Here is a 3,430-nt window from a genome sequence, read left to right as displayed (position 1 = left end):
CCGCCTCCGCCGTTGCCCTCACCGCCGAGAACGCGACCCAGGCCGTTGTAGCCCATGATCAGGTCCCAGGCCGTGCCGTCCGTCGAGCCGCCGATGTACGGGCGGTCCGAGGCGGGCACGAGGGACACCGCCGCCGCCCACCAGAAGCTCGACACGGCCAGCGCCACGCCCGCGAGCAGCAGGTTCACGATCCGCTTCACCAGGCCGAGGTTCGCCGCGTACAGGTAGACGGCGAAGACGGCCGGCAGTGCGATGTAGCCCTGGAGCATCTTCGTGTTGAAGGCGAGCCCGAAGCACACCGCCGAGCCGAGCAGCGGCAGCAGCCTGCCGTCCCGCGTCGCGCGCAGGGCGAGGGCCGCGCCCGCCACCATCAGGAAGACGAGCAGCGTGTCGGGGTTGTTGTCGCGGTTGATGGCGACCGTGATCGGGGTCAGCGCGAGGACGAGGGCGGCGACGGCCGCCGCGCCGTGGCCCCACACCCGTTTCACCGACGCGTGCACGATCCAGATGGTCCCGAGCGCGGACGCGATCAGCGGCGCCATCATCTGCCAGGTGCCGTAGCCGAGGACCCGGCAGGACAGGCCCATGACCATCAGGACGAAGGGCGGCTTGTCGACGGTGAGGAAGTTGCCCGCGTCCAACGACCCGAAGAACCACGCCTTCCAGCTCTGCGTGCCGCTCAGGACGGCGGCGCTGTAGAAGCTGTTGAGGCCGGAGGACGAGAGGTTCCAGGAGTACAGCGCCGCCGCCAGGATCAGGATCGCGACCAGGGTGGGGAGCGACCAGCGGGGTGCCGTCGAAGGCCCTGCCGTCTCCGGTGGTTCCGTGGTGGGTGGTTCCGTGGTGGGCGGGGGCGCGGGCGGTTCCGCGGCCGATGCCTGTGGGCCGGAGGTCGCGGAGGTCGCGGAGGTCACGGACGCGTGGGGGTGTGGGTCAGTGGCAGATGTCACCAGCGCACCATGCGGCGGCGGGTTGGGCGCGCACTGTGGCGGTCCTGGCAGCCAGCTGTGAATTCATACAGGGACGGGTAACGGGCCGTACATCCTTTCCCCAACGGGGGCGGCGGGTGTACGGCCCGTCCTGTCGCTCTGCCGGGCGGGTCAGCGCAGGCTGTACCCGAACAGCGCGTCCGTGGCGGGCGCGGACAGGTCGCCCGGGCCGAAGGCGAGGGCGGACGTCGTGGTCAGGCCACTGGACGTGCCGCGCAGCGACCAGACGGCGCCGTTGTCGCCGTTCTCGGCGGTGGACGCGACGGTGATGTCGCGGTGGCCGTCGCCGTTGACGTCGAGGAGCGCGGTCGTGGCACCGAACTTGTCGCCCGTCTCGGCGACTCCGGGCACCCCGTCGGTGTTCTGGTGGAAGACCTGACTGCCCGTACCGGTGAAGCCGGAGGCGCTGCCGGGCACCAGGGCGAACGAACCGGCGTCGGTGAGGCCGCTGAAGTCCTCGCCGGGGATGCCGAGCGCGATGTCGGCGTAGCCGTCGCCGTTCACGTCGTCCACGGAGACCGCCGCGCCGAGGCCGTCGCCCTCCTCCTCCGCGCCGTAGAAGCCGGACAGGCTCTGGTCGAAGGACTTGGTGTTGGCGTCGGTCAGGCCGGAGGCCGAGCCGTAGGCGACGCGGACCTTGCCGCTCCAGCTGTCGCCGCCGACCACGACGTCGTCGAAGCCGTCACCGTTCACGTCGCCCACGCCGGTGCCCGGGACGGAGCCCGTGGTGTCGCCGGGGGCCCGTTCGGTGGTGAAGCCCGACGCGCCGCCGTACAGCAGCCGGTTGCCCCACGTGCCGTCACCGGTGTAGGTCCACTGGACGATGTCGTCCTTGCCGTCACCGTTGATGTCGCCGACGTGGCCGTTGCGGACGGGCCCGGTGATCGAGTCGCCGTCCTCCTCGCAACCGCTGCCCGTGGCGCACGAGGCGTCGTCCTCGCCGTAGCCCCACCACTCGGACTTGTCGAGGATGTTGAGTACGGAGGCGGGGGTGCCGCTCCGTGAGATCGGACCCTTCCAGAGGGTGGCCGCGGCGCCCGCGGGGTCGTCCCCGCCGACGTTCTGCTGGGAGAACAGCGCGAGGTCGGTCTTGCCGTCCCCGTCGAAGTCACCGGCCTGCGGCGCGGCCCCGTATCCGGCGATCGCCGTGCCACCAGTGAGCCCCGAGGCGGAGCCCCACATGACGACGGAGCCCGCGGTGCCGCCCGCGATCACGAGGTCGCCGTAGCCGTCGCCGTCGAGGTCGCCCTTGGTGAAGGTCTGCCCGAAGCGCTGGTCGGCGGTGGCGGAGCCGGGTATGCCGCTGGTCGACCGGCTCACGATCTTCTTGTTCGAGGTCGAGAGCCCGTTCGCCGAGCCGTACGTGACGGCCACGTAGCCGGCTTTCGCCTTCTCGGACACCGTGGCGTTCGGTGCCCCGATGACGAGGTCGGCGTATCCGTCGCCGTTGAAGTCGTCCTGGACGTCCACCGACGGGGCGGGGGCGGCCATGGCCGGGGCTCCGGTGAGGGCCCAGGCACTGAGCCCCCCGGCGAGCAGCACCGCGGTGGCAACGGGCGAGCCCAGCCGTGCGGTACGGATCCTGCGTCCTGCTCGGGACATACAACTGCCTTTCGAGTCGGTCGAGTTCACCACGACACGCGCCGCGCGTCGCGCCCCCACACAGGAGGACTCGGAAGGCAAGCATCCGGTTGTACGCCCGGATGTCATGGTTGTGTAACCAGCCGTTCGCCCACGGCCGTGGTCACGGAAAGCCGCTGCTCACGGACGGCCGCTGCTCACGGATGGCCGCTGCTCACGGGCAGCCGGTACCCGCCGACGTCCGGTACCGGGACAACCGCTCCTCGATCCGCTCGCGGCACTCCGGCCACTCCTCGGCGACGATAGAGAACATCGCGGAGTCCCGCAGCCGCCCGTCCTCGCCGGGCGCCCACGACACGGACCAGTTCCGCAGTACGCCCTCGAACCGCGCCCCCGCCGCGGCGATCGCCGCACGGGAGCGTGCGTTGCGCGCGTCCGTCTTCAGGTCGACCCGCTCCACGCCCCAGACCTCGAAGGCGTGCCGGAACAGCAGGTACTTGGCTTCGGCGTTGATCCCGGTGCCCTGCGCCGAGGCCGCGAGCCAGGTGAACCCGACCTCCACGGCGTACGGGCCGCGCCCGTCCGGCCACCACCGCGGGTCCCAGAAGGCGGTGGCCCCGACCGCCCGCCCCGACGCCTTCGCCACCTGGGCGTACGGAGCGAGCCTGCCCTCCGCCGCCCGGCCGAACTGAGCGTCCAGGTACGACCCGACCTCGTCCGCCCCGGGCACCCAGGTGTACGCGTACGAACCCCGGTCCTCCTCCGCGGCCGCGGCCAGGTCCGCCGCGTGCCGTCGGTCCAACGGCTCCAGCCGTACGAGCGAGCCCTCCAGTACCGGCCCGTCAAGTCTGAGACCCACC

3 protein-coding genes are annotated in these 3,430 nt (G+C 71.7%); all 3 read right to left on the bottom strand.

Annotated features, from left to right (window positions below; genetic code table 11):
* A partial coding sequence (locus FNH08_RS47355) for an ArnT family glycosyltransferase (protein ID WP_322726576.1) occupies window positions 1–950 on the bottom strand: 950 nt, incomplete at its 3' end.
* A 150-nt stretch (window positions 951–1,100) separates the two neighbouring features.
* Window positions 1,101–2,591, bottom strand: a complete 1,491-nt coding sequence (locus FNH08_RS47350; protein ID WP_152778090.1) for an FG-GAP-like repeat-containing protein — start codon at window positions 2,589–2,591, stop codon at window positions 1,101–1,103.
* 193 nt (window positions 2,592–2,784) lie between these two features.
* A complete protein-coding gene (locus FNH08_RS47345; RefSeq protein ID WP_322726575.1) occupies window positions 2,785–3,429 on the bottom strand; it encodes a GNAT family N-acetyltransferase in 645 nt (214 codons plus the stop codon).
* Window position 3,430 lies beyond the last annotated feature (1 nt).

The organism is Streptomyces spongiae (assembly GCF_009377185.1).
Lineage (GTDB): Bacteria > Actinomycetota > Actinomycetes > Streptomycetales > Streptomycetaceae > Streptomyces > Streptomyces spongiae.
This window is presented reverse-complemented; position numbering and strand designations above follow the sequence as displayed.

Coding starts and splice junctions, on each gene's coding strand:
- FNH08_RS47350 (WP_152778090.1), bottom strand. CDS start 2,591: ATGTCCCGAGCAGGACGCAGGATCCGTACCGCACGGCTGGGCTCGCCC.